Origin of the sequence: Paenibacillus sp. PvR098 (assembly GCF_017833255.1) — a bacterium.
GTDB lineage: Bacteria > Bacillota > Bacilli > Paenibacillales > NBRC-103111 > Paenibacillus_G.
The window spans coordinates 628,439-654,708 of sequence record NZ_JAFIBU010000001.1 but is presented as its reverse complement, the minus strand read 5'-3'; the positions used below and the strand labels follow the sequence as shown (position 1 = coordinate 654,708).

At 44.4% G+C, this 26,270-nt stretch carries 20 protein-coding genes and 3 pseudogenes; 6 read left to right on the top strand and 17 right to left on the bottom strand.

From position 1 onward, the window contains the following. Positions 1 to 90 precede the first annotated feature (90 nt). The 12 genes and pseudogenes from JOE45_RS03245 to JOE45_RS03190 form a co-directional block, all read right to left on the bottom strand. A pseudogene (locus JOE45_RS03245) lies at positions 91 to 897 on the bottom strand (NAD(P)-dependent oxidoreductase); the annotation flags it as partial. A 23-nt stretch (positions 898 to 920) separates the two neighbouring features. Continuing rightward, positions 921 to 2,396, bottom strand: a complete 1,476-nt coding sequence (locus JOE45_RS03240) for an aldehyde dehydrogenase (protein WP_210021553.1) — start codon at positions 2,394 to 2,396, stop codon at positions 921 to 923. A gap of 38 nt (positions 2,397 to 2,434) precedes the next feature. Continuing rightward, entirely contained in the window at positions 2,435 to 3,523 is a 1,089-nt protein-coding gene (locus JOE45_RS03235) for an isocitrate/isopropylmalate dehydrogenase family protein (protein ID WP_210021554.1), read from the bottom strand. A gap of 375 nt (positions 3,524 to 3,898) precedes the next feature. Further along, positions 3,899 to 4,768 carry an alpha/beta hydrolase family protein gene (locus JOE45_RS03230; RefSeq protein WP_210021555.1) on the bottom strand — a complete coding sequence of 290 codons (870 nt, stop codon included), beginning with the start codon at positions 4,766 to 4,768 and terminating at the stop codon, positions 3,899 to 3,901. A gap of 105 nt (positions 4,769 to 4,873) precedes the next feature. Continuing rightward, positions 4,874 to 5,764 (bottom strand): DMT family transporter, encoded by an 891-nt coding sequence (locus JOE45_RS03225; protein ID WP_210021556.1) that lies wholly within the window; start codon positions 5,762 to 5,764, stop codon positions 4,874 to 4,876. Between the two features lie 49 nt (positions 5,765 to 5,813). Beyond that, on the bottom strand, positions 5,814 to 6,833 hold the full coding sequence (locus JOE45_RS03220) for an alcohol dehydrogenase catalytic domain-containing protein (protein WP_210021557.1): 1,020 nt from the start codon (positions 6,831 to 6,833) through the stop codon (positions 5,814 to 5,816). A 536-nt stretch (positions 6,834 to 7,369) separates the two neighbouring features. Continuing rightward, a complete protein-coding gene (locus tag JOE45_RS03215; protein WP_245246553.1) occupies positions 7,370 to 7,900 on the bottom strand; it encodes a hypothetical protein in 531 nt (176 codons plus the stop codon). A 277-nt stretch (positions 7,901 to 8,177) separates the two neighbouring features. Beyond that, positions 8,178 to 9,752, bottom strand: coding sequence for a histidine kinase N-terminal 7TM domain-containing diguanylate cyclase (locus JOE45_RS03210; RefSeq protein ID WP_210021558.1), 1,575 nt, complete (start codon positions 9,750 to 9,752; stop codon positions 8,178 to 8,180). A 238-nt stretch (positions 9,753 to 9,990) separates the two neighbouring features. Continuing rightward, positions 9,991 to 11,949 carry a polysaccharide deacetylase family protein gene (locus tag JOE45_RS03205; protein ID WP_210021559.1) on the bottom strand — a complete coding sequence of 653 codons (1,959 nt, stop codon included), beginning with the start codon at positions 11,947 to 11,949 and terminating at the stop codon, positions 9,991 to 9,993. Then, positions 11,946 to 12,938, bottom strand: coding sequence for a phosphotransferase family protein (locus JOE45_RS03200; RefSeq protein ID WP_210021560.1), 993 nt, complete (start codon positions 12,936 to 12,938; stop codon positions 11,946 to 11,948). The genes JOE45_RS03205 and JOE45_RS03200 overlap by 4 nt, the downstream gene beginning before the upstream one ends. A 31-nt stretch (positions 12,939 to 12,969) precedes the next feature. After that, positions 12,970 to 14,097: a glycosyltransferase family 4 protein gene (locus JOE45_RS03195; protein ID WP_210021561.1), complete on the bottom strand. Its 1,128-nt coding sequence runs from the start codon at positions 14,095 to 14,097 to the stop codon at positions 12,970 to 12,972. Positions 14,098 to 14,248: 151 nt separating this feature from the next. After that, positions 14,249 to 15,025 carry a HipA family kinase gene (locus JOE45_RS03190; protein ID WP_210021562.1) on the bottom strand — a complete coding sequence of 259 codons (777 nt, stop codon included), beginning with the start codon at positions 15,023 to 15,025 and terminating at the stop codon, positions 14,249 to 14,251. A gap of 185 nt (positions 15,026 to 15,210) precedes the next feature. On the opposite strand from JOE45_RS03190, the gene JOE45_RS03185 reads away from it, so the two are divergent. Further along, a complete protein-coding gene (locus tag JOE45_RS03185) occupies positions 15,211 to 15,867 on the top strand; it encodes a hypothetical protein (protein ID WP_210021563.1) in 657 nt (218 codons plus the stop codon). A gap of 48 nt (positions 15,868 to 15,915) precedes the next feature. Here JOE45_RS03185 and JOE45_RS03180 read toward each other — a convergent pair whose 3' ends face one another. Continuing rightward, a complete protein-coding gene (locus JOE45_RS03180) occupies positions 15,916 to 16,539 on the bottom strand; it encodes a hypothetical protein (protein WP_210021564.1) in 624 nt (207 codons plus the stop codon). Positions 16,540 to 17,108: 569 nt separating this feature from the next. Continuing rightward, positions 17,109 to 19,106, bottom strand: coding sequence for a DUF707 domain-containing protein (locus tag JOE45_RS03175; protein ID WP_210021565.1), 1,998 nt, complete (start codon positions 19,104 to 19,106; stop codon positions 17,109 to 17,111). A gap of 190 nt (positions 19,107 to 19,296) precedes the next feature. Here JOE45_RS03175 and JOE45_RS03170 point away from each other — a divergent pair, with 190 nt between their 5' ends. Together JOE45_RS03170 and JOE45_RS03165 are read left to right on the top strand one after the other, a co-directional pair. Next, entirely contained in the window at positions 19,297 to 20,739 is a 1,443-nt protein-coding gene (locus JOE45_RS03170; protein WP_210021566.1) for a hypothetical protein, read from the top strand. A gap of 70 nt (positions 20,740 to 20,809) precedes the next feature. Beyond that, positions 20,810 to 21,589: a HipA family kinase gene (locus tag JOE45_RS03165; RefSeq protein WP_210021567.1), complete on the top strand. Its 780-nt coding sequence runs from the start codon at positions 20,810 to 20,812 to the stop codon at positions 21,587 to 21,589. A gap of 71 nt (positions 21,590 to 21,660) precedes the next feature. Here the strand turns inward: JOE45_RS03165 and JOE45_RS03160 are convergent, their stop codons facing one another. Beyond that, positions 21,661 to 22,191 carry a kinase gene (locus JOE45_RS03160; RefSeq protein WP_210021568.1) on the bottom strand — a complete coding sequence of 177 codons (531 nt, stop codon included), beginning with the start codon at positions 22,189 to 22,191 and terminating at the stop codon, positions 21,661 to 21,663. A gap of 536 nt (positions 22,192 to 22,727) precedes the next feature. On the opposite strand from JOE45_RS03160, the pseudogene JOE45_RS24065 reads away from it, so the two are divergent. The 3 genes and pseudogenes from JOE45_RS24065 to JOE45_RS03145 form a co-directional block, all read left to right on the top strand. After that, positions 22,728 to 22,925, top strand: a pseudogene (locus JOE45_RS24065) (UDP-N-acetylglucosamine 2-epimerase); the annotation flags it as partial. A gap of 34 nt (positions 22,926 to 22,959) precedes the next feature. Next, positions 22,960 to 23,115: pseudogene (locus JOE45_RS24060) on the top strand (UDP-N-acetylglucosamine 2-epimerase); the annotation flags it as partial. Between the two features lie 290 nt (positions 23,116 to 23,405). Next, positions 23,406 to 24,017: a hypothetical protein gene (locus tag JOE45_RS03145; RefSeq protein ID WP_210021571.1), complete on the top strand. Its 612-nt coding sequence runs from the start codon at positions 23,406 to 23,408 to the stop codon at positions 24,015 to 24,017. Between the two features lie 70 nt (positions 24,018 to 24,087). On the opposite strand, the gene JOE45_RS03140 is transcribed toward JOE45_RS03145, so the two are convergent. After that, entirely contained in the window at positions 24,088 to 25,662 is a 1,575-nt protein-coding gene (locus JOE45_RS03140; RefSeq protein ID WP_210021572.1) for a copper resistance CopC/CopD family protein, read from the bottom strand. 67 nt (positions 25,663 to 25,729) lie between these two features. After that, entirely contained in the window at positions 25,730 to 26,143 is a 414-nt protein-coding gene (locus tag JOE45_RS03135) for a hypothetical protein (RefSeq protein WP_210021573.1), read from the bottom strand. Between the last annotated feature and the right edge of the window lie 127 nt (positions 26,144 to 26,270).

The following is a 26,270-nucleotide window of genomic DNA, read 5'->3' as shown; positions in this document are numbered from 1 at the left end:
TTATGCTTTCTGTTTGCTGCCCCAGTTCTCATAAAGCTTAAGAACGCTTACAATATCTTCTTTTCCTAAGCCTTCGGACATAGCGACTCCATACATTTGCCTAACCAAATTCATGAGGGGCAGCGGTAACTGCAGCGATTTCGACAAGTCTACCCCAAGTCCCACATCTTTTTCGCCAAGTTCGACGGTGAAACCAGGATTAAAGTTCCTTTCAAGCGCTTTCGGAAAACGCTTATTAAAGTGATGCGAACGGCCTCCGCTTTGGCTCAAAACTTGAAATAGCAGCTCTGGATCTACTCCTGCCTTTACTCCTACAGAGAACGCCTCAGCCGCAACGAGAACATTACCCATCGTCATCATATTATTCACAAGCTTGACCACTTTGGCGTCTCCTGGCGTTCCCACATGGAAGATCGTATTTCCAATACGTCTTAATACAGGTTCTACTTCTTCCAGCAGCTCCTTATGGCCCCCGACGATTAACACCAATTCTCCATTTCTCGCTTCATTAGGTCCACCGCTCACCGGGGCATCCAACAACGATGCCGATTTACTTACGATGGCCGTATCAATCTCACGAATGACATCCGGTTCTATGGTACTTAAATCAACAGCCACGGATCCAGGCTGAATATGTTGGACAATCCCCTGCGCTCCCATATATACCTGACGGACGATCTCGGAATTGGGCAAGCTGGTCAGGATCAGGTTCGACTTTTGGGTCAGATCCTGAATCGAATCTGATGTTCCAAATCCTAAGGAACCATACTTAGATACGAGTTCCGAATTGACATCATATACTGTGACAGCGTATCCCCCATCAAATATGGCCTGCGCCATATTTCCCCCCATATTGCCTAATCCAATGACTCCAACTCTCCATTGATTCTCTCTCATGTCGTACTTACTCCCCTTCTTGTTTATACTTTTACCGAGAATGGATCTCTTTCATCTTCCGAGAGGTCGATCATGACATTCTTTACTCTGGTATAATCCAGCAATGCATGATGCCCTCTTTCTCTTCCGTACCCGCTTTGCTTCACCCCGCCAAAAGGGGCTTGCGCCGCATTGGTTCTATAGGTGTTAATCCATACCGTTCCAGCCTCAATCTGTCTGCCCACACGATGCGCTCTTGCCAGATCTTTCGTCCAAATACCGGAAGCCAGACCACCGGGAATATCGTTAGCGATTTCGACTGCTTCGCTCTCATTCGTAAATGGGATAACACTTAATACAGGGCCGAAAATTTCCTCCTGTGCTATCGTCATTTTGTTGGAAACACCGGCAAATATGGTGGGCTCGATAAAATATCCTCTTTTACATTCTTCTGTTTGACCAGGAGCTCCGCCAACGATGAGTTCTGCTCCTTCGTCTTTTCCATATTGTATAAATTTGAGTATTCGATCCATTTGATGCTTATTTGCCACCGGCCCCATTTGTGTTTCCGCTTTCAAAGGATCCCCTAATCGTATGCTTTTTGTCTTTTCCGCCAATTTGAAGACAATCTCATCGTATATCGAATCCTGAACCAATAGTCGCGAACCTGCGATGCAAGTCTGGCCCGCTGCAGCAAAGATTCCGGCGATCGCTCCATTTACTGCCCTCTCCAAATTCGCGTCGTCAAATATCATATTTGGTGACTTGCCGCCTAGCTCCATCGTGGTCGGGATGAGATTGAGACTGGCATTCTGAGCAATGGCTCTCCCGGTTTCCGTTCCCCCCGTAAAGCTGATCTTATCAATGTCGGAGGATTTCGTCAGAAGATCCCCGACTTTCCCGTCTCCCGTAACGATATTAACGACTCCGGCCGGAAATCCCGCTTCCATGATTAGCTTTCCAAATTCCAGTGTCGTAACTGAAGTATGTTCAGACGGCTTAATTACTACCGTGTTGCCTGCTGCCAGAGCGGGCGCCAGTTTATTGGCCAGGATAGCCATCGGTGAATTCCACGCTGTAATTAAAACAACGACTCCAATGGGTTCACGCAAGGTATAGTCAAAGCAGTTTGTATTATCCAGCGGAATGACTTCTCCGTACAGCTTGTCCGCATAGGCTCCAAAAAAACGGTAGTTTCTCGCCGCAAAGTGCATCTGTGTTTTGGTTTCTCTAATGACTTTACCGTTATCTGTAGTTTCCAATCTTCCCATTTCTTCTGCACGCTGATCTAACAAATCCGCTAATTTCGTCATCATTTGGGCTCTTGTAATTCCATTGGTATGCTTCCATGTCTTATGAAAAGCATGTTTTGCAGCATGGATCGCATCGTTGATGTCTTGCTCACTCGCTTTCGGAATACTAGCCCAAGCTTCTTGATTGAAAGGATTAACCGAGTCGAATCTTTCTTTGGTTGAACTATCGACCCATTCCCCGTTAATTAACATTTTCATTTCCAGCATACCCAATATCCTCCTCGTCAATTGCTGTGTTTCCACTCCTAAGCCTTTAAAGCGACCAGCCTTTGAATTTCGTTTACGATAGCATCACCCATCTCCTGTGTCGTTGCGGATCCTCCCAAATCCGGTGTGAAGATTTGTTTCGTCATGACATTGGTTACCGATTGTTCAATGAGCAGCGATGCATCTGTGATGGCTTGATCCTGATTGCGTATGCCTAACCAAGTGAGCATCATCCCTGCCGAAAGGATCTCGGCAATCGGATTCGCAATGTTTTTCCCCGCAATATCCGGGGCCGAACCATGCGTAGCCTGTGCAATCATAAAATGATCCCCCAGGTTTAATCCAGGAGCCAAGCCGAGTCCCCCAACTAAACCGGCAGCCTCATCAGATAGAATATCACCAAACATGTTCGTTGTGACAATAACATCAAAATCTTCAGGTCTTTGTACCAAAAACATAGAGAAGGCATCCACATGAAAATCATTTACAGATACTTCGCTATATTGAGATCCAATGTTCTTGCAGCTATCGTAAAATAAACCGCAGCCTTTCCTTAGCACATTCATTTTATGAACGATCGATAGCGATTTTCTTCGAACCTCTGCAAGCTCAAAAGCTACCTTCGCTAATTTTTCACTAGTATTTCTTGTGACTTTCCGAATAGATAAGACTGTATCCGGATCCGGCATGAATTCCCCCGATCCCCAAAACAGATTTCGATCGGAATACATTCCTTCTGTATTTTCCCTTACGATGACAAGATCGACATTCTCATATCTGCTGTTGACTCCAGGATAATTTTTGGCGGGACGTATATTCGCGTACAGGTTGAAGTGTTTTCTAAGCGCACCGCTTGGATTGACCATGTTTGGGGTGCTTACATCATACGTATGTGTAGTTAAAGGCCCAAGCAGCGCCGCATCACATTGACTTAATCCATCTAACGTTATTTGGGGAAGTGTTGCCCCATGTTCTTCGTAAGACTTAAGCCCGACGGGGAAGTATTGATATTCGAAGCTGATCCCGTCGACTTCTCTTTGAACGGTAGTTAGGATCTTCTCTGTTTCCCTCACAATCTCCGGGCCTATACCGTCTCCTTCAAGAATGGCTAACTTATAATTTCCCATTTCTCTCATCACCTATTTTTTAATATTTTGTACCTATTCTTCCAATATAAAGTAAATTAACCAAACCTTAAAATAGAAGTTTTACTATACAGCCCCACAATAATTTTATATCATAGAGGACTTCAAAGGTTTAGCCTACAAACGTTGGTTCACTTTTTGGCATGATCACCCCCGTCTGTTTGATTAACAATATAAATAAGTATTCTCAATAAATAAAATAGAAATCTTGCTTTCGCTGAAGGGAAAAATTTTATAACTCCTCTTCAAGTCACCTTAAGCAAAAGAGGCCCTAAGGCTTACCATCAAAAAGATGGTAGCCCCGAGCCCCCAAACCATACATGATATTATAAGTTGTTTTCTACAGGATATTTCATATTATGAAATACTCTTCCAAAATTGAATCGTTTGCTCTAAGGCCGTTTCCAGTTCTTCCGTTGTACCCAGAAAAGGATGAACGGCTCCGAACGTATGATTTGCGCTTGGAATCGCCAAGACTTGATGCTGAGGCGCAGCCTCGCGAAGCCGTTCAAAACCGGCCTGCAGCCGAGGTGAATCCTGACCGCCTTGGACTTGTAGAACAGGTATTTGTAATTCTGCCAAACGGCTGACGATATTAAATCGTTCTTCGTTCTTGGATAAGTCCTCATAAAAGCTCGCCTTGATCGGCATTTCCTGCTTCGTTCGCATGTTCGTCACGTAGGCTACGCCATGCTCGATAATTTGCGCTTTAAACGCGTCTTCAAACAGATTGACAAAAGCAATACCGTTCCAAGTGACGACAGCCTTCACCTGTGGGTGCTCAGAGGCGAAGATGATGCTGCCTCCGCCCCCCCTGCTATGACCCAGCAAATAAAGACGCCGCGGATCTGCGAGTGAAGCGAGCGGCAATGTACCTGCCTCAAGAGCGTGAAGCAGGATTCCAAGATCCTCCTGTTCACGTGAATAAGTATTCAGCGCGAATTTGTCGAGCTCATCAAAGTCACGCTCATTCACCCCGTTGCAGGAGAAATTGTAGGTTACTGCATAGAAGCCCTGTTCAGCGATACGCTCCGCAATGTAAGGATAGAAGGACCAGTCCTTAAAGCCTTTGAATCCGTGGCTGATAAAAACAACCGGTCTGGCCATGTCCTCCTTCCCACGCGCTGCTCTTACTTCACCGCGAATATAAAGCCGCTCACCTGTTTCCAGTTGGCCCGCTTCTAATGTAAATGGTTCCCGAATGATCGAAGTCGATGTCTGGCTCATCCCCAATACCTCCTTATAATTCAAAAGCAGTATATAAATCCCAATACTTATATTGTAACATAAGGCACAGGCTTGTGATTGGATGATTTGCATTCTTGATGCGACTCACTTCACAGCAATACTCTGTCTACGATGACGAGGCTTCATGTTAACGATCCCGATACCCGAAAGAATAAGAACAATCCCTATGAAGACGCTCCAGCTCAGTTGAGTTTGAAATACGAGACTACTTGAAAAAACACCGACAACAGGCACTAACAACAAACTGATGGAAGCCTTGGTTGCATCGATTCGTACTAAAATATAAAACCATAATACATAAGCCAGGGAGGATGCGACTATCCCTGCAAAGAGAACGGCGATCACACCTTCAGTACTCCAGGTGATCGGCTCTCCTCTTTCAAAAGCCAAAGACCCCAATAGCAGCAGTATGGCTCCGATGAACATCTGATATCCGGTAAATTGGATCTTATCATGAGAATGGAGCACCTTTTTAATGATAATATTGCATATGGCCCAAGCCACTGCTCCTAATAGCAGCAGCAGTTCCATCCACAGCTTCATTCCATTTCCTTCAAGCTGGGCAGAATGAATCTCCATCACCATAACCAATCCGATGATGCCAATAAAGACTCCCGTCAACCTTAATTTTGTTAAACGTTCACCAGGAATAAAAAACGGGGAGATGAGGGTTACCCATAAGGGCATGGTAAAATTCAACACACAAGCAAGGCCAGTATCTATATAATGAAGGGCATATTGAGATACCGTATAGACGTAAGCGATCTGTAGAATCCCGCATATTCCGTACCATTTCCAGTCTTCTTTTTTAGGCAGCGGAATCCGCTTGAACCATATGACTAAAAAAATGACCAAGGAGCCTACAAGAAAACGTAAAGCGGAAAACATCATCGGCGGAAAATATTGCCCTCCAACATCCATCACAACCCAGTTGAATCCCCATATAACACACAAAAGAATAATTAACCCGTTCACACAATTCATCTCCATAAAAAAGAAAATAAAGGGAGGAAAATCACTCCCCTTACGGTGTCAAAAAGATTTTTGCATTGTGAACCCTTCCATTAATCAAATCCTGGAATGCCTGGTCTCCATCCCATAAGGAGCGGACTTCCGACCATTCCGATTCTTGAATTTTCCCGCTCTTTAACAGCTCAATCGAGTCGTAAAAATCCTGTTTGTCATAAGAAAAGGAACCTAGTATTGAGATTTCACTCCGAATACAAACGTTAATTGGAACTTGAGTTACATCGATGCCAAGGCCGATGTTCATGACTGTTCCCCCAGGATTAACCAGTTCCATTGCTGCTGAACGGCTGGACTGGAATCCGGCAGCATCGATGATAACATCTATCCCGGAAGGTCCCATGGCGTCTTTGATTTTACTTATATAATCTGGCGCTAGTGGATTGAACACTCCATGAGCACCTAATTTTTCAGGCGTTCTCAGCCGGGCTTCATTCGTATCCACAACGATGATTTTGGAGGCTCCTAAAATTTGTGCGACCAGAAAGCTTAATAATCCTATCGTGCCTGCGCCAAACACGACGACATTAGCAAACGGATGTTTCTCCATTGCTCTTCTGGCCGCTCGCAGCGAGCATGCGAGCGGCTCAGCCAGGGCAGCCCTAAAAGGGTTAATACCATCGGGCAGAAGATAAGCGGCGGAAGCCGGGACATTGACATACTCCGCAAAGGAACCTGGACGGTGGATCCCAACAATGGAACGCTTCGCACAAAGCTGCACAAGCCCTTTTCTGCAGGAATGACATGTTCCGCAGGAAATCAACGGGTTTACCACAACTTTGTTCCCCTTCATAAAGCCGTTGGTCTTTGCTCCCGTTTCCTCCACGGTTGCGCTGAATTCATGCCCCATCACGAGCGGAGGCACCCGAAGACTGTTATGTCCCAGATATCCCTCAATTTCAGATCCGCAGATACCTACGGCATCTACCTTCAAGAGCAATTCTTCTTCAGCTAAGGAAGGGATAGCGGCCTCCTGTACTTCCATTTTATTTGGGCCGGTCCAGACTAAAGTTTTCATCTCTCATCTTACTCCTCACCATGTATTATTTCAATGCTCATCTCTTCCGTAATTTTAGAATAAATGGTGTTAGAAGAGGACTAAGCGCTAAAACCAAGAGTCCTGCTGCGATAGGCGTGGTCAAAAAGGGATCATAACTGCCCTCGGACTTCACAAGGGACCGGCGAAATTGCTAGGTCGCAGCATGTCAGAGAAAAATTGCAACCGCTTTCTTATTTGCCCAAATAAATAAGATCTCTTCCATCCCGAATGGAAAGCTGAGTGGGAACACAACCAACCTAACGGAGACCCAATAATTCCTATTGATTTTGATAGAGACTTATTTTTATGGTTTATTATAATAAACTAGGTTTTGTATATAAAATCTAAAATCATAATACCATAATTTTCAATCCATATTCAATACATTGCGTAGATTTATTTATCAAATGACTTCTTTACATATCAATGATTACGGCTCGGCAAGGCAAACAAAAAGCCGACCATAAACTTTACGTTTACGTTCGGCTTTTTGTTGCCCTTAATAACTCGGTCTATCAGGATAAATCTGTCGGTTTCTCATTCCCGGCCCGCTCTTGACAATATGTCACTTCGCTGTAAGCCCCTAAGGGAGTAATTTCATAAAGATATTGGCGAATTAATTCCTTTTCTATATCCATAACTGGTTTGGATGAGTGAAAATCATAATGAATGGTCCCCGTGATCATGTCGTAGCTGTTAAAAGTCATACTGCCGTTTGAGAACAATCCGTTAATGATCCCGACAATTCGATCTTGATTTAAATTCCTGCTCATAGCTGTTTGAATAATGAGTTCTGGCAATTCTTCTACTTGGGGTACCCGATCGGTTTGAACCATATCATAGGATTTCACTTTGTAGCAAACATGCTGAAGCAAATAGCCGGAAGCATAGTTCTTCAAAATAGCTATTTCCTTATCCGGTAGCTGCAAATTATCATTCCAAGCATAGATTGCTGCTGTATTGTTAGCAATCGTATGGATTCTTACATATTTTAAATGCGGATAACGTTTTTTTATTAAATGCTCCGATAATAAGCGGGTTCCCACTGTAATCACCTCGTTTTATGAATATGTTTTCAAACGTCCAGTGATAACGTTTACAATCCTGCGGCCAATTCCCCTTATTCTTAGTCCCTCTCCTCCCGTAGAGACGCTGATACTTATTTGTATTTCACCAAAATTTCAATCAGAATCATATCTTCAATTTAATGTCTGGATCAACCATCACCAATACAATTCATACTAAATGCTCCACCTCCCCACAGGTTTCAAGAGGTGGAGCTCTGACATGCTCCGATAGTGTAATCCACAAACCAATATTCATTTACTTTGAGTATGGTTCTTCATGAACTATACTCTCTACACGATTACGACCCCTTTCCTTGGCAATATATAGGGCTTTATCCGCTTCACGCAGTAATAAAGCCATATCCAGATCTGCGGTTGATACGTTTCTTCCCGCTACACCAAAGCTTGCTGTGGTAGCAACCTCTCCTTCAACTAACTGAATACGCTGCGCGGCTACAGCGATCCTTACTTGTTCTGCCCATTCCAACGCCCTTTGAGGGTCAGTGAAAGGGAGACAAATCACGAACTCTTCCCCGCCATAACGACCAAAGATATCGCCTTGTTGTAGCTGTTCATTACAAGTATGTACAATTTGTTGGATTACGATATCACCGACTTCATGTCCGTAATGATCATTAATACTTTTAAAATGATCAATATCCATCATGATTACCGAGATCGGCCCAGTTTGACGTTTTACATTATCAAGCTCTTTCCTGCATTCCTCCATTAAATGAGCCCTGTTGTAAATCTGTGTTAATCCATCGAACGTCGCAAGGGTACGCAGATGTTCAAGTAGCTGAACTCTCTCCGTTATGTTGTTTAAAACCATAATTCTTCCAATATGTTCTCCTGTCCCTTTTAAGATAGGTGAAATGCGAACTTGAAAATACATCCTGGTTAGTTCGATTTCCAGCCGGATATCAAATTCATCAGCACCAGAAGAGACTTGCCCCCATAAATCAGGGAATTCCTTCAGTCCGAGTTGGACATGTTTTCCGATAACCTTCGGGGTCAAGGCCGGGAACACTTCCACTGACGCCGGATTAAAGTCGACAATTCGGTCTAAATCGTCAAGTACTATAACTCCGTCCCGCATGCTCTCAAAAACCTTCCCACGGGCAACCGGCACTAAATTAAACATTCGAAATGACATTAAAGCCGCAGCATGAAAGGGACTCGCAAAAGTCATCATCATAGGCGCCAAATCAATCCCCGATGGACTTTCGCCGATAAGATAAATGAAGTTTCCTAGCAGAGGTAAGAACATACCCAACGACATGCTAAGGGTTTGCATACGGTATGGATAAGCGGATCGATGCCATCGTCTGATTAACAAAAGGATTGCCCCAAGGATGCACAGGTACGAATAGCTGATATGAACCCAGTACCAGAATCCCTTCCCAAGCGACACCATAGGAAAAGCTTCATCCGTTCGTAATGCAACTGAAGTATAATGTAAATGATGGAGAGAATTTGTATAATAAATTACATAGGTTAATACGGGAATAAGAAATAATCCAAATACGATATTCCGTTTAAGGTATCGTTCAAGCCCCGTGTAGCTTAAACTCATGATCAGGCACAATACGGGGATAATTGGAATAGCAAGATACTGTACTTTTAACCAAAACAGAATATTTTGCAGTGAGCCGCCCGCTAATTCGAATGCATAACCGAATGCATATATACTCGATGCCAAGGCTAACCAGACATAAGCCTTTACTCCTGGTTTTCCTCGAGCTTTAATATAGGTATAGGCACTTAGCATGCAGGTAAGAATGCTTGCAATCAACAGAAGAAGGATGTAGCCGATGTTTTCAGGTATCATTATTGGTCTTCATTTCTTTTTGAGAGAATGAAAGGGGATGAAAAATAATCCACTTTATTCAATTATACATGATAAAACGGAGTGAAAAAATCAAAATTTCAGTACATTTGTTTAACAAATGTTAACAGTAAGATAAAAGAGGCCATAATTCAAAATACAATAGCATCCAGAACTTGGTGCTCAAGCTCCGGATGCCATGCTTCCCAGTAGAAATGTTTCTGTTCGTATGGCGAAGGACTTAGCCGCTGTCAGGCTGAAGAATTTCAACTCCGATCTCTAACGTTGCAGTGGATGAGCTGATGCCGAGGCCAAGGCATAGCCCATGGCCGAACACCGGATTGCGTGAAATGCCCCAGCTTACGTTATCTGATTTCAATCGTACCCAGGCAAATAAGCTTCCTGTGCGGAACCCGCGTTTATCTCCTTTCGTGAAGGGCGCGACAGCACGTCGTCCCTCTCGCAGCAGGCGCAGGTAATCAGGGGAAAATCCTACATTTAGATTCAGGGGAAACAAGTCACTTGGGATCTGTTCATAGCGAACATGGATGGTGCTGTTTTTTGAGAGAATAAAGCGTTTGATTAATCCATAGGCAGGACTGTTGGGCTCTCGGTTAACGATAACCAATTCCACATCCCCCTCGGGATTCGTTTGCATGGATTCGATTTCGTATCGGTCGTGCTCGAAGCCAACATCGGCTAAAGCTCCGGGATGGTTCGCTGGAACATCCATATAATCGTTAGGCTGCTCCAACCAGTTCCAATCGTCTGATGGATTGCCTATAACAAGAACGCCGTCATGTTCATCGTATTGGAATCCATACACAATTCGTCCGCCAAACTGTGGAGTAATGACAACGGCGAATACTTCGTTTCGCATAAGGACTTCCTTATGGCCGTCCTTGTCCAAATCCTCTATAGATACGAGCGCTTTACTTTTCCGTTTCGTGTCTGCCCCCCATTGGGCCGCTTCCATAAGCACGTGGGACGCTCGAGATTGGCTTGCCAGGGCACACGCCCATAATGCGGGAGTCGAACCGGCCCCCTCTTTCTGATTAGGATTCGTATGAACACTGTCCGGAGCGTCGTGCCAGCCTGTTTCATAAGCGCTGGCCAACAAGTGCTTTCGGGCCAAATCGAGCAATCCAGGGGCTGCATCGCTCTGCTTCGATAGCAGCATATATCTGTCCCACGCTTTTTTCATCATGTTCTGATAAGGCATCCATTCCGCAGAACCCGCCCATCCCATATAATCCTCGCCCGCTCCGAATTGAACAGCCAGCTCCCGGTATGTGCCCGGCTCAACACACCCCGTCGGTCGGAGGGCCTTTTGCGTTAACCAGGCATTCAGCTGAACAGGATACGCATCCTGTCTCCTAACGACCCATTGAAGAAATCGGCGATAATGCTTGACTGCCAGGGGATTCCACGGAGGAATGCCCGCGGCTTTTTCCATGTCGTCACCGTATATCGCAATGATATTCCTGCCGTTTCGTAATTCTTCGGTTAATCGGGCCATGAGGGTATCAAGCTTACGTTCCTGCTGAACCGTCTCCAAAGGGATATTGAGACGCATCTCTCCAGATAACGGCAGGACAATAAGACCATTCCCCCCGCGGATATCATAGGCCTCAAAAAGCTCGGGTCTAAAAGGACGGTTTTGGTCGAAGCTGTATCGTTCCGATTTGGGTACCAACAGCCGGTCATCCGCCAGAATGTAACGAAACCCTCCATTTCCGAGAGTGCTGTCCGTAAGAACGGGACTTAGCCGTTCCGTATTCCATACACGCTCAGGAATCCAGAAGCCGGTAATTTGGGTTGGATGGACACCTAACCAGGCTTCTATTGCGTCAAGCTCCTCCCGGATTTGGTATAGGTTATGCTCTCTTTCAAACAGCGGCATAATGTTTTGCGCATAAGTGGATCCGAGGACCTCTATAAGTCCATAATCTACCATTTCTGAGATTTCCTCCAGGAAATGGGGTTCCAACCAAGCACAGGCTTCAATAAATGTACCGCTGATATGAAGATTAAAGGGGATTCTATACATCGAATGAAGCTCAAATACGGCTCGTAAGCCGGAGGAAGCATTCGGGGGCCCGATGATTTCAGCCAATCCTGCGCGGTTACGGTAATCGTTCGCAATTAAATATTGATTGGCATGATGGACGATAGCTATGGGGACACGAGACCCGTTCAATGGAATCCTTTCCCATCTAAGGATTGCTCACATTCATTAAGAAAAAGATCAACAATGTGGAGGTCCCCTTTTTTCAACACGCATAATTCATAATGAAGGCTCTCAAATAATGATCGGGCCCGATAAAGACATAGCCGTTCAACAAACGATGTCCGATTATAAGCAGGGTGAAGTTCAAGATAAACATCTACAAGGTATCTTACGATCGGATCAAAATAATGAAAATCTCCCCGCTTAAAAAATCCGCTGATCTGTATTTGACAAGCGAGATAAGCCACGTCCCAAGCAGGATCTCCCGCGAAATGGTGATCAAAATCAATCGCTACGACTCTCTCCTCGTCCAGGAATACGTTCTTGGGGTGAAAATCGCCGTGAAGAAATACAGGCTGACCCGTCCACGGCTTTCCGGACTGGACAAGCAAACGGTTATATATCGATCTAAAGCTGGATGACTTATTGGGCACCGCGGTTTCAAGCTCATGAACAAAACGCCCAATATCCGCTCCCGATCTTGTTCGTTTGTTATTCTGTATTTGAGACGGAGGAATCGAGTGAAGCCGGGCCAGCCAATTCGCTGCAAGATAAGCCCCTTGTTTACCGTCTTGAGCCGTGTGTATATAATCATCCAGGGTTTTACCCGGTGCCTTAGACATCAGAAACAGCCGCAAGTGGCTTACAAATGCGAGGGGACGAACGATCGTGTAATACGGATCCGTATCCATCCCGTGGTTCCATACATACTGCATCAAATGATAGCAATCATTTCCAGTTTCTGTTCTAGAGTAAACTTTGCCGATCACAGCTTCCTCAACTCGTTCGCCAAATGGGTTCATAGACGCCACATTGTACTCCAAAATACATTTGCGTAATTTGGGAGTAAAGGAAGTAAGTGTGGTGGACAGTACTTGCTGTCCATCGTTATCAAAGCTTGCTTCATAGGCTGAAGTAACCTGTTCGATTGGGGGAAGCAAATGTCCATCAGTAACCAATTGTAAACCCCTCCTTTCCGTATGATCAAAGTCATGTCCTTATCAAAACCTGCTGGTACAAGGAATAGGTCTCACGGGCGACGCGCTTCCAGGTCCAATGGCGAGCTTCCCGAGCACTGTTCTGTCCGATCGATTGTCTAAGCCTAGGATGCTTCAGCAGGACCAGAATGGTTTGCGCCAGCTCCTGAGGATTGTTCGGATTGACCTTCAATGCATGCTTGATAATTTCTCCTGCACCGGTAGTCGTAGAAATGATGGACGGAATACCGGAAGCCATTGCCTCCAAAACCGTAATTCCGAACGGTTCGGATACGGCCGGCAGAACAAATAGTATCGCATTTCTATAACAATCATACAGCGGGGCCCCGAATACCGCCCCCGTAAACTCGACACGATTGTCAATCTCCCATCTTCGCGCCCTCCGGCGCAAAATACCTAATAATTCCCCATCGCCAGCAATCACAAATCGTGCGTCCGTTTCAGCGAGAACAATTCGGGCTGCCTCCAAGAAAATCCCTGGACCCTTTTGCTCAGTGACCCTGCCAAGAAACAGGATATGTCCTTCATCATGCAGATAATTCCTATGTGACATTGGTGTAAACGGGCCGGCATCAAGACCGTTATAAATCACCGCTATGGGGGCCGAATCGTTTTGATATCGTTTAACCAAAGTGTGCTTAGTCCGCTTGGAGACCGCAATGGTATAGTTTGCTTGGCTTAATGCTTCCAATTCGATCGATAAGATTCCGGGATGAAGAGACATACCAGCAGATCTGTCATATTCAGTCGAATGTACCGTCCAGATCAGAGGAATGTTGTGAAGTCGAGATATACGCATCGCAGCAAAGATCCCCATCCAATCATGCGCGTGAATGATATCAATCCCCTTTGGTGTGAAGTATGCTTCAAGCCAGTCCCGGAATTGTTGTACCGCTTCCCATGTGACACGAGCGTTGTATGAAGATTCTGAATTAGGCAGTACCATCGGGTGCATCGTCATCCGATCAGGTATATCGAATTGTGTTTTTCCATCCGTGGGAAGATAAAACTCAATGTCAACTGCCATGCTTGTCAGCTCGCGGACAAGCGCTTGGCAGTGAACCCCAAGCCCTCCGGAAAAAGACGGAGGATATTCCCAACCAATCATCGCCACCTTCATCATTTACCACCTCAGATTTATCTTTCTCAGAACCGGTTTTACATGATCTTAATATCTCATTGCTATATCATATGAAACTGAATGAAAACAGAAACGGCGCTTGTCTACTAAAGAGATCCATATTCAATAGACTACTGGAACTTAGGAAAGGTTATAGCTTGCTTTTTCTCATAGTAGATATTCGGATGCCGTGCAGAAGAGTTTTGGCTTGGATAAGATGCCTAGCGACGGCCTCTCTTTCTTCCCCCGAAACCTCCCAATCCTCGGGAATCGAATCCACTACCTGATAGATTGAGTCTTCCGGCAATGATACGATTTGGTCGGCAGCAAGGACTAGCTCTTGGGGCGACTCCAGATAGCTTGCACACCATTGATGGACCTTCAGAATCTTCTCCATATCCGGCATTTTCCGAAGGGTTTTTACCTTCCATTTGGCATCGGAGAAGCAGCGGCCGTGGTCGATCATGATGACCTGATAGGCCCCTTCTCCGACCGGTTGCAACAGAAGGTTGTTGTCTTTTCGGTCAGTATTACCAATCCATTTATCAAATACAATCATTCCGGCAAGAGCAGATCTGTTTACGATTTGAAGCTGTTTCGGAGTATGCAGGTCTCGATTTAAAGATGTGCAATGGGGTATAAACAGGGTAGCAAACTGGTTTCCTCCCTCAAAACGTGAAGGAATAGCGGGGTTTTGATCAATAAAAGATCGGGGAATAGGCATGATTTTGAATGCAGGTACGGGCAGGCACAGAAGCTCGGCCAGCCTGCTTGCGATGTATTCATTTACTAGAATTCTTGTACCGGAAGGATTGTTCCTGAATTTCACGACATATTCTTGACCGTCGTCAAAGCGGATCAATTGAGGTTTGGAATAGCCAGTCTCCATGGGTTTAATATACTCCAAGGGGATTAAGAAATCTTTCATATGAATATCACCGTCTTTCATTTTCTTATAATCTCTGAACTTACTATCGTATGAGGCCAAAATGGCTCAGTGAACGGCCATTATCTCCACGAAATCACATTTTCATCTCTAAAGATATGAGCCGTTTCTATTTCTTTTGATTTTCATATTCTATATTGAACAAGCAAATGAAAGGAGCAAGCCAGATGATAAATTATTTCAAGAATGAATGGAGAAAAATAAAAGAAGCACAGCTGATAGAGGAAATTAATAAAATTAAAGTCAACAGACCTGAAACGGGCGAAGAAGAATTGGTAGAGGTGGATAATCCCACAGACCTGCCGTTACTGACCAGGCATAAGAAATATGCCATTTTTGGACTTGATGAGAAGCGCTGCATTAAAATTTTCCCCAAAGTCGGTAAAGCGGAACAAGAATATCACAACCAGCGTTTAGGAGCAAAACAAGGAATTAGTCCCCAGGTGTACGATTGGGGACCGAATTATATTGTTATGGAATCCATTAACTCGCCGACAGTGGCACAATATTTAGACTCCTATCCTTTAACAAAGGAACTAACGGAAAAGCTGATCCGGCTTTTCAAAAACCTGAAGGAAGCGGGATTCAGCATCAATCAAGCGCCGGAGAACATTCTGATCATGCCAAGCGGTAGCCTCATGGCAATAGGTATCAAATCCGATGCTCCCCTAGCTGCGCCGTTCCCGAAAAAAATGATCAAAGGAATGGGCAAGCAAGTCAGCCTCTTCTTGGAATATGTGAAGGAAATCGACGAAGCATTATATATTTCATGGAGCAGTCATCCGGATTTCAACGGATATGTTGCCAAAGCCAATCAAAGATGAATAATGAAACACAAAAAGGCTCTTCATCGTTGAAGAACCTTTTTGTGTTTACCATTTTTGTTTCAACTTTTCCATCAGTACACCGAACTCCGGTTGATTGCTCCAACGCTCATACCATTTAGGGCTCAATTTTTGCACATGCTCAACGAATAGAATCGCGTTTTCTTCCATATCACTGATGAGCTTTTGTGCCAGCCATACGGGTTGGCTTTTGATGACATGAACAACGTCGATCACCTTCATCTGTTCGCCGGGCAGCATATAGATATGACGCGCCGCATGATCAAATCGATTAAATCCGATATTTTCGAATGTATCTAACAAATGTATGATTTTGCCGCTCAATGCTTCGGTCAGTGGGTGGGTATCCAGATACTCGTACAGCGTAGGGGCATTCAAATATTCCATCACGATAAAATGATCGCCCCATAAATATACCTCCGGACAAATACCCGCCTTGCCTCCCAACTGCAGAGCATGTAATTCTCTTGTAAGACTTTCATGCCTGAAATACATTTTTACACAGCGCTTCTCGTCAATCTGGAAGGCCACTCCTTGCTTGCCCGCACCCAGAAGTTTATAGCTTGTAGGATTGTCAATATCGACGGAGTAGGTCGGCTTCCACACGCGTATTTGCTCCACCTTCTTCAAAAGCTCCTTTTCCAATGCCATTCTCCTATCACCTCCTTTTCTCATAATGATATTCTATGAAATAAAGTTCATTTTGAAGCGGTATCCGTCCTAGCATGCTAGCTTGATTTTGTACTGAAGCTTTCCCTATCCTTCATATAGCCGTACAGGTCAGCGGTTCGAAGGAAGACTTCGAACGAATTTTGGCGAACTCGTCGCCGTTGACGAATTTGACAAACTCCCAAGCAGCAGCCGGAACGGACGATTTGGTATGGCATTCCGAAAGCCTGAACGTTATAGAACAGCACTTTAATTTTGGCCTTCTCATCCTTGCCAGGGGGCTTGAACATTGGGGATTTATTGCTTTGCTTTCACCCAACAAGCCCACAGCCTGTGGTGGTTATAGATAACACCGCAGGTGAGCAATAGACCTGCCATCTATCTCTTCATGTTAACTCCTCCACGTCTGGAAATCGAACAGGTGTACCGCTTTTTTATCAAGGTTATCCAACGTATGTATTTCATCCGACTACATGCAGTAAGATAGAAGCTGCTTGGGTGGAAGGCTATTCTCCCACCCTGACATGGCGCACCACAATAGCAGCTTACGCTTAAGCAGCCTTGATTTGTTTGCCTGACGGTGCGGATTTTTGTATATTTTTCCAAACCGTCTGTGAGGAATTATTCACTTTGTTTTTAGGAATCCCCTTGCGTTGAACAGTTCTCCCTTTAAGTGGTCTTTTGATCATGCGTCTTCTTCTCGGTATTGCCTTTTTGCTCAACGTTTTTTTGAATGCCTTCCTGGGTATAGCCCTTTTCTTACCCCTTACTATTTTTCTTTTGTTCCAGATTTTCTTTTTACCCCGTACGACCTTCCGTCTCCTCTTCCGCCTTCCAATACTGTGCTGCTCCTGCTGCTCCTGCTGCTCCTGCTGCTCCTGCTGCTCCTGCTGCTCCTGCTGCTCCTGCTGCTCCTGCTGTGTCTCGTTTTCTGCCATCTGTTCGTTTTGAACTGAATCATTTTCCTGCACCGCATCACCACCCATCAGCCAGTGTTTCATCTCAATGAGCTGTTGGCCTCGAACCGGGTGAATGAAGTAATAGTAAGCATGATGGACTGCCTGCTGCATCCTTGACATATCTACATCGTTTTCATGGCTTATCACATTGAGCATCCGGTCCCGAGGGTATTCCCGACATCGGCCTTTTAAAGACGCAGCAAGTGTAACGAAGAAGAATTCTGCGAGCGACTGGACTTCCGATTCAGCAATTTTGTTAGCCACTCCTGCACGAGTAACGGCTGAAATCATTCGTTTGACAATCTCGCGACGGTATACCTGAGCTGGAGAATAATAACGAATAAACCCTTCATCCCCTAAAAGGGAGCTCCATTTCCGACTTTCCTTCCACATCGATTTTTTGGAGTCATCATCAGCCTCTTCCTTACTCGAGAACCTCTGCAAATTCCATCCCATGCAATCCGAATATTTCATCGTCTTATCAAGGAAGGAATCAAAGCCGTGTTTGACAAACAGCATATCATTATTGAGGGTAATGAAGTATTCATACTCTACCTTATTATTGTGAAGCCAGTTCATTACATCCCACATAAAGAGGGCAAAGTTATCCGAACGATCCGGACGACTGTTTGGGCATATGAGAGCATTCACATGGGCTGCCATTTCCCTATCCTTGCCTGCATTATAAACTACGATGCCTGCATCCGGATTATAATGACGTATGTTATCCAATTGGGCGGCAAGCACCTTCTCCTCATGCTGAGCAAGCACGGCAAACATCACTTTTGTCCCTTTAGGTACGCCATCATAATGCGTAGGATGCCAATTGACTTCGACATCATATTCCTTGGTCACACGATGAAAATCATCCCATCGGTTATTGGTTATGTTCTGATATAACGTTCCTCCGCCAACAGGTCTTGTATGCTTCATAGGGACGTCATCGATGATACCGATTTTTTTGTGAGGGTAACCGAGCACCTTCGGCCATACGAAATCGAGCCCATAGGCGGCTTCACTTTTCTCAAATGTAGGCAAGAGGACACGGAATGCTTCCCTGGAATAAATCGGAACCATGGGTTCGACAAATTGGGTGTATCTTAAACGATACTCTTTATTTACACACGTGACCTTATGTGAATAATACGAATCGCTGGTCAAAGCCGGCTGAGCCAATTCCAACTCATACTGCATAAATAGCTCAAACATCCGATTGATATCGTATGCATTGGTACTAATGTCATCGTCAGGCATCCAAACCGCGTCATAATGGTCCATCTGCTCTCCGAATAAGGCAATAATTTCTTTTAGCTTAGGCCATTTTACTCCTGGAGCTTGATGATAAAAATCGCAATCCTCTGAGAACCGCCCCGGCTGACTGTCAAAATAGCTGAGGCATAGGTCGAAATTTTTGTACTCTGCCGGCTGCAACCACTCCTGGTGGAGAGAGGAGTCGCCTACTCTGGCAATAACCAAAAATCGCTTGTTGCCCTTTATTTTAAATGGGTCCATCTCCGTTCTCCTTTCCAACGTTTCCAGTACTACGATCAACGGTTCTGCATCATGAAATAAACGAACCACTATAGGCATGGATCGAACGTCTCTTTAAATTGTATGCTTTTGACTAAAATATGGACATGGACCAGTAACCTGCATAGTTCAAAATCAGGCCCCTGTCTATATTTACTAGACTCCTGCTTTCGTCCAATCCAAACTCCGCTTAGACCATACAATATAGGTACATCAGTCACATTATGAAAGAAGGAGTGCTGGATAATCCATGCTAAGCCTAAGAAAAAATAGTAATGAAAAAAAGATTTGTTTTGCCATCCTTGTCCATAACAAAAGAGAAAGCATACGAGATCTGATCGATAATATTCGTTACTTCTGCCCCAACAGCGATATTGTATTGTATAACGGCGGTGACGATCCAAATTTATGTAAAGATCTGGAATACCCCGTTTGTCCGATGAGCAAAAAACTAAGCTACGGGTTTCTCACTTCTTTCATGCTTGATGTTATGGAGTGGTTAGAAGAAATCAATTACGATTACGACTATCTGATCAGTCTAGATTCCGATGTTCTTTTTGCAAGAGAGGGGTTTGAAGATTTTATATTCCATGCTATGAAAAATTCGGAATACATGGGAGTGGATATGAGAGTCCCCAAAGAAAGCTGGTATCCCGGGGTTCTTTTCAGAAAAGAGAGGGAGCTGTGGCGATCTCTATTTAAAGAAGACCCTTTCTTAAAGGCATTTAATGTAGGACAAGTGTTTGGTCGGCGATTTATTCAAACTTTGCTTAGATGCGAGCAATTAGAATTAGTGAAAAATAATCTAAAGAAAACCAAATGCTTTGCTATCGAAGAGATTGTATTCGTCAACATGGCAAAGCTCCTCGGATTTGAACCGAAATCCTATCCCAAAGAAACCAGTATTTCGATCCGTTATCGTCCCCATTATTCCTACAGAAGTTTCATTCATTTTATGAATGAGAATCCCCACTGTTTTCTCTTTCATCCCGTAAATCGCAGATCAAAGGATGAAGTAAGATGGACCATCAGGAACCTGATGAATAAAAAACGGGCAAGTGATCAACGAAACTGGGAAAAGTATATTGACGGACTGATGCTCGATACTGAAAAGATCCGTAGACCTCCATATTTTAACCGGCGTAAGCTTGGGAAGAGTGAATGGTTTGAATTTGTGGCTCCTTTAAAGGAAGGCGGGCTAGGGCATTGGCGGCAGAACAACGATGAACGGGGATTACATTGGTTCGGTCCTAAGGTCTTTGATCGCGAAAAATTTGGTGCGGTGGCCATGATCCACAGTAGGTTCAATGTACTTGAGCTGGTTGCACGAAAGGGAGAGCAGCTTGTTCATTACTGGCGGGATGAGCAATTCGGTTCTGAGGAATGGATTGAACAGGCCTCTTTTGCCAACGGCACAAAAGGATTGGTTTCCTTTATTGAAAGCAGTCGCGGTAATTTCGAAGTGGTTGCTCCCCTGTCCGGCGGAGGCTTAGGCCACTGGTGGAGAAACAATGACGCGCCGGGACAACCATGGAGCGGACCTGTAGTCTTTGGCCAAGAGCAAGTCAATTGGGTTTCGTTAATTCAAAGTAAATCGGGCAATCTCATAGCCATAACAGAGTCCAATGGGATGCTGAAATATTACCGGAGAGATGATCATAAATCCTGGAGCTGGGAAGGTCCTTTTTCTTAATGTTCTGTTGATGTCCTGTTGGTGTCCTGTTGATGTCCTGTTGATTCTAGTAGAAAAGAGGTGACATGCTATGCTTGATGCGGTTCAATATTTAGGTCCGATCGGCAGAGGTTGGACCAAGCCGCAATTATTTCGATGTATAGACGGCAAAAAATATGTCGTTAAATTCAAAAATAACCCCTTGGGGAAAAAGACGCTTAGTAATGAATTTATTGCCTATAAGCTTGGGAGCATGTTAAATCTTCCGGTGGGCGAGTGTCAGGTGATCTATATCTCCGAGGGACTGATTAGTTTGTATCCTTCATTAAAAGATATGAAACTTGAAAGTGGGCCGCATTTGGGGATTTGTTACTATGAAGGAGCAGTTGAAACCGATAACGAAAAACTGATTTCCAAATGTAAGAACTTGAACAAGGCTTCCGGAATGATCGCTTTTGACCATTGGATTCATAATTGGGATAGACATAACAGAAGTACATCCAATCTGTTAATTGTGCAGAACAACATCATCATGATTGACCATGCCAATTGCTTCGACGGTCCAAGATGGTCAGTAGATTCATTGAATAAAAACCAAAACAAATCAAAGGTGTATTGGGGAGATATGTACAAGAGGTTTGTCCGATACATTGATGGTAAAGATCCTTTTCACGATGATCTGAAGGCGATTGAATCATTAAGCAAATCTGATATTAGTGAAGCCATTGAGGGCATCCCCAAGGAATGGGGATTGAAGCGGGATGAAATCCATGCATTGACCGAATATTTGTATTATCGAAAGTCACGTGTGGATAGGGCCATAGGGAAACTCCAGAAGCATTTTCCGATATGGCACTCCAGCCAAAAATAAATAAGAAAAAATAGAGCCCTGGAAGATAAGGGCTCTATTTTTACCGCTTCTGCGCATACCTAACATTTACTTTATATCATCTTTTTCCATTTGGAATACAATGTTGGATCCAACCCCTTTACATGCTCCAAAAAAGAATGCAGGAAGCCCATATTATTCAAACTTTTAAGCAGCATGCGGGGAGCGGAGCTTGTATGCTGGTAGCAGTTCGTTAAGTCTATTAGCTTAAGATTCATATCTTCCGTTATAAAGATGTGGCGTACAGCGGCATCGATCCGTGTGAAACCCAACCGTTCCTGTTCTTTTAATAATGACAAAATTTGTTCCGTAATGGATTTGGAAATATAGCCCTTCTCTTTTAAATATTGTTTGAGCGTAGGTCCTTGCACATAGTCTATAATAATATAGTTTGACCCGTATTCATGAAGCTTGGGAATGATCGGGGATCCCTGCGCCGCCTGATATGCTTTCCTTTCCCTCTCTGCATGTCTTTTTTCACTATACACTTTAATGCAGCAATTAGGAGATATTCGGAAAACCCTCCCCTGCTTGCCCTCTCCAATAAAATGGTACTCCTTACTGCTGTTTGTTTCTTTCATCATCGCATTCACTCCTTTCAAATCAGTGAAAATAATGTTGTTCTATCATACTCGGTTACAGATCAAATCGTTCCATATTTCCTAGAAAAGTATTTAACCGAGTTGCTTACAGATATATAACGTGATCCAACGGTCCGAATGTGCGGGTTACATTTTTAGTATCAAAAACATTCATAAAAGAAATGTTTACAAATTTTTGGGTGTTCTCCATCACTTTTGCCATCTCAGCCGTGCTTCAAAAAGTCGCAGACCTGTATTCCCCTATCTATCAAAAGGTGATTGGTGTTTCTTCTCCTCAAGTTATAATATTAAGTTGTCCGAGGTAACGTTCTAGTCTTTCATGTATTATAAATTAAATAGTTTCTAATCCATTCCACCCTTAACGGATTAGAATACAATAAAACTTAAGATGAAGAGTTAGAGGGAGGTACAGGCTTGAAACTTGTTACTTTCATTAGCGCACGGCTTCAATTCATTAAAGTATCAGTTTTAAGCAAGCTATTCCCACCCTCGGTACAAGAGGTCAGTGTTCACACCCGTCTAAGTTATGTATTTCCATCGCACATGTAAAGGCAGGGTTATGAAGCTTTAATCGGCGTATGCCGGAAGAGTTAAACCGGATACTTACAGACCATATGTCCTCCTTGTTGTTTTGCCCCACTCAGACAGCGGTGGATAATCTGGTTTACGAGGGGATCCGTCAGAATGTCTATCTGGTTGGGGACATAATGTATGACTCTGTGCTCTATTACAAACAAGTCGCCATGACTCATTGAAAAGTGGAATTTGCAAGTTCTGATAGGCAGCGACAATATTCAAACGAGTAATCCTGTCGATTATTTCGATATGCTGGCTTTAGAAAGCCAAGCACAGCTTATTTTGACCGATTCCGGAGGCGTTCAAAAAGAAGCGTATATTTCCTCCGTCATCTTACGAGCATTGTTGCTCATTGCCTTTAATTTGTGTTTTTTCGCATGAAGATAAAGCAGTACCCAATCATCATATTTTGTTCGTATCTATCCATTTTTTACTATTTAAAACGGTTGCAAGAGAAGTTTGGAATCCCCTCCCCTGCTCACCCTCTCCGATATAGTGGTAATCCTTACTGCTACCATCACCCATTTACTCCTTTCAGTAAGTTTATAAAACAAGGTAGTCGTCCCTTACATCAAGCAGCCATTTTACATATCTTAATAGTAACGAGGAGGTGATAAGCAATGGTCGATTATAACGAGAGGTACAAGCACTACAAGAATCAGTACAGAAAATACAAGGAAAAATACCAGCAATGCAAGGAATTACTTAAACAAATGGACCACAACCATCACTGCGGCTGCCACAAGCAGCATCACCACCACGGTCACTGCGGCTGCCACAAGCAGCATCACCACCACGGTCACTGCGGCTGCGGCAAACACTACCCTGCCTTTTCCCCGAGATACCACCATATCCCGTTCTGTCATGATCGTTTACATCTTGGGGGTCTTACCGGCAATCTTAATTTTCAATTGCTTCGCGGTAAAGGCTGCGAAATCGAAGTCGATTATGAATGCCAATGTAACGAAGGCAGCGGCGGAGATAACGGCGATGGTGATGTCGCTCCAGGAACAGGTCATAGCGGTAATGGGAACGGCCACTCGATCAGAGGCAAAATTTGCAGTGTAGGAACCAACTATGTGAGTGTGATCAAAGACAATCATACGGTGGTTACATTATTGACGGAAAAAATCTGTAAGGTCACCTGGCTCGATTCGAATTGCCATCCTTGCCATCCAAGTCCGCCTCATCAGCCGTGCGAGCCATGTTCGCACGATGAACCTGAGCACTAACTGATCCGTTATACAGCAACCCTTCACCTAGCGTTTTTTGGTTAGGTAAAGGGTTATTTATTTTTCGCGTCTAAGGAGCAAAAACCTCAATCTGACGACGATAAACCTGTTCGTTATCTTCCTTATCTTGAATACGGATCTCAACGGTCCAACGGCCTGGAAAAGGCACATATGCCCCTTCTGTTGAATAAATATTGACACCATCATCATGAGCTTCATAACTTAACGGAACTCGAATAGGAGCGATCTCCGGGTGACTTCGAGGATACAACCGCATTTCTATATTTTTGGGCTCAGCATCAGGATCGGAAACGGCAATGTCCACAATAAATCGGTTCTTGATCCCCGGTATATTAGGAACGATTTGTGCGGACATGTGCGCTTGATTCCACTCGTCTTCCCACAATAGAGGCTTATTCTCGGGAGTCGGCTTCTGATGAACCAACACACCGACCACCATGACGATGACTACCATTAGGCCGATTTCGCATTTCAACCACGTGCTAATGTTCATAAATCTGCTGTGTCTAACAGAAACGTTTAAGACAGCGCCTATCACTGCAACGCCTAATATAAGCGCCAACTTAATACCTATCAACAGCCCCCATGGAGTCTCCAGCACATACCTAAGTTTAGGCAAGAACATTTCGGCAGAGACGATACCCGAAACAGATAATAAAGCGATACAAATCATCGCCGTTCGAGAAAATAAGGCTATAAAGACACGCATATACAATTGGTGTCGGCGCCAATTCATCACGATCAATAGGAGGCCGCCCACCCAAACCCCCGCCGCCAGTAAATGAATGGCATTTAACGGAACAGTAACCAACGGAGGGCCTAAGGTAATCGCATGCCCACTCAAGCTCTTGACTCCTACCATCAATACGACCCATATTCTGTCCCATACCTTGGAGCGCAGCAGCGTGAAGAACCCCGTAATGGAAAGCAACAGAAGCGCCATCCATGTCACACCATAAAGCGATCCTAACGGAAGCTTAAGCTCCTCCGTACCTTTCAAACTAGATATGATATCTCTCGACAACAGTAACATGAGGAGGATTAACGACATCAAATGGATTTGCTGCATAACCTGAGTCCCAAGGAGGTATCCCTTCCTTAATTCATCCACCGCGGTAAAAGGACGAAAAACAGTTCCCCAGCCTATCCAGCCTATCAAGAGAAGATAGCTTAATAGATAAATGCCGTTGGCCGCATAAATGATGCTCTCGGAAAACCCCCGTGTAGAGGACGGATTACTGACGCTATGATCCGCATTCGAACGAGGGATGCCCACAAAGATAATGTAAGTACCGCGAACGGGGTGACTGTCCTCGGATATGATACGGTAAGATACGGTATACACTCCGTTAGCCAGAGTAGGCAAACTTAATCGCAGGACCATTCGATCTTCACTTACACTCGCTTCATTACCCGCCACTTCGTTGCCCTTATCGTCAAATACTTTGAGGTAATAGAGCCCTTGGTCGATTCTTTCACTAAAAGTCAAATGGATCTCCGGCGGTGAAGAAATCCATTCACTGTCTGGAGAGGGATCGGCTGCAACGAGAGATGCATGTGAGTACGTATCCTTGGGGAAGATCGAAAACATCATCATAAAGCACAGAGCTGCTCGGTACAGCAAGTGTAATTTACTTCTACATGGACTCCTTATCAGCCGCCTCACCCCCTCCCTTCGCTTCGGCATACCTTTATACCCTCAAAGAAAAACATAGCAAAGCAAAAGAAATAAAAACCAACAACGTACAAAGCAGAATTAAGAAAAATGGCTGCGAGGAATGCAGCCCAAGCATCGGCCCCATTAAACCTGACATGATACCGCTTGACACGCCGGTTAAGAGAGTTTGGTAATCCACTAGCGCTCCGAACAAGATACCCGTCAGGACCGCTATACCTGTAGTCACCACGGTAACCATGCTTTCGTGGGAAGGAAATTGGGAGCCGAGCACAGTCCCTACCGCTAATCCGATCACCCCGCTAGCCGTCATCGCGATATTCATTCCAAGATGATAGCCTATCAAATACCGGGATTTCATTAAATAAATATACGCTCCCGCACCTACGATAAAATAGCTGAGTAAAATAACCCAATACAAAGAGATCATCCCATCGCCCTCCTATCACTTTATGAGGTATAGTACCCAATGTGTGCTTATAACCTAGAAAACGGGTGTTTGACAGGTACTAATGTTGCAGCAAGCAAATAATCTATGAAGAAAGGAAGGTGGTCTC

What these genes read in the sequence shown, in the direction of transcription:
- JOE45_RS03185 (WP_210021563.1), top strand. Translation starts at nt 15,211, where the DNA reads ATGATAAATTATTTCAAGAATGAATGGAGAAAAATAAAAGAAGCACAG.
- JOE45_RS03160 (WP_210021568.1), bottom strand. Translation starts at nt 22,191, where the DNA reads ATGATGAAAGAAACAAACAGCAGTAAGGAGTACCATTTTATTGGAGAG.
- JOE45_RS03235 (WP_210021554.1), bottom strand. Translation starts at nt 3,523, where the DNA reads ATGGGAAATTATAAGTTAGCCATTCTTGAAGGAGACGGTATAGGCCCG.
- JOE45_RS03145 (WP_210021571.1), top strand. Translation starts at nt 23,406, where the DNA reads ATGGTCGATTATAACGAGAGGTACAAGCACTACAAGAATCAGTACAGA.
- JOE45_RS03190 (WP_210021562.1), bottom strand. Translation starts at nt 15,025, where the DNA reads ATGAAAGATTTCTTAATCCCCTTGGAGTATATTAAACCCATGGAGACT.
- JOE45_RS03210 (WP_210021558.1), bottom strand. Translation starts at nt 9,752, where the DNA reads ATGATACCTGAAAACATCGGCTACATCCTTCTTCTGTTGATTGCAAGC.
- JOE45_RS03195 (WP_210021561.1), bottom strand. Translation starts at nt 14,097, where the DNA reads ATGAAGGTGGCGATGATTGGTTGGGAATATCCTCCGTCTTTTTCCGGA.
- JOE45_RS03240 (WP_210021553.1), bottom strand. Translation starts at nt 2,396, where the DNA reads ATGCTGGAAATGAAAATGTTAATTAACGGGGAATGGGTCGATAGTTCA.
- JOE45_RS03165 (WP_210021567.1), top strand. Translation starts at nt 20,810, where the DNA reads ATGCTTGATGCGGTTCAATATTTAGGTCCGATCGGCAGAGGTTGGACC.
- JOE45_RS03220 (WP_210021557.1), bottom strand. Translation starts at nt 6,833, where the DNA reads ATGAAAACTTTAGTCTGGACCGGCCCAAATAAAATGGAAGTACAGGAG.
- JOE45_RS03135 (WP_210021573.1), bottom strand. Translation starts at nt 26,143, where the DNA reads ATGATCTCTTTGTATTGGGTTATTTTACTCAGCTATTTTATCGTAGGT.
- JOE45_RS03175 (WP_210021565.1), bottom strand. Translation starts at nt 19,106, where the DNA reads ATGCCTATAGTGGTTCGTTTATTTCATGATGCAGAACCGTTGATCGTA.
- JOE45_RS03180 (WP_210021564.1), bottom strand. Translation starts at nt 16,539, where the DNA reads ATGGCATTGGAAAAGGAGCTTTTGAAGAAGGTGGAGCAAATACGCGTG.
- JOE45_RS03170 (WP_210021566.1), top strand. Translation starts at nt 19,297, where the DNA reads ATGCTAAGCCTAAGAAAAAATAGTAATGAAAAAAAGATTTGTTTTGCC.
- JOE45_RS03230 (WP_210021555.1), bottom strand. Translation starts at nt 4,768, where the DNA reads ATGAGCCAGACATCGACTTCGATCATTCGGGAACCATTTACATTAGAA.